Genomic DNA, 355 nt, shown 5'->3' with positions numbered 1-355 from the left:
CGATATAATTGATTCAATAAGGCTTACTTATCCAGAGAGGCTCGAAGTAATACTCATTGGGTTCTTCACGATGATCTATGTTGCCCATGCAGAGGCTTACGCAGCATTTAAAGAAGCGCCATCGAGCACTGCGCTGCGTAATGCACTGAAGGGGCGAGCCGATTTCTCAATAAATTTTCCCTACCAGCAGGCGTTAGACATATCTTCGTTCCCGTCATTTCGTGAGAATCAAATTCCATGGTTTGATTTCGTTGGCAACTACATAGACATCGTTCGGAATGACGATCCCCAGCGCATGGCTGCTAGTGACCAAAACTCCACGCTCCGAGATTTAGAGCGAGCACTACGGCAAAAC

Annotated in this window: 1 protein-coding gene; it reads left to right on the top strand. The window is 46.8% G+C overall.

The genetic code is table 11. From position 1 onward, the window contains the following. Positions 1 to 70 precede the first annotated feature (70 nt). On the top strand, positions 71 to 355 hold a 285-nt coding region (locus SB765_RS28385), incomplete at its 3' end, for a hypothetical protein (protein WP_410932321.1).

Origin of the sequence: Pseudomonas sp. SIMBA_067 (assembly GCF_046534675.1) — a bacterium.
Classification (GTDB): Bacteria; Pseudomonadota; Gammaproteobacteria; order Pseudomonadales; family Pseudomonadaceae; genus Aquipseudomonas; species Aquipseudomonas putida.
The sequence above is the reverse complement of the archived record's forward strand: the minus strand, read 5'-3'. Positions and strand labels throughout refer to the sequence as shown.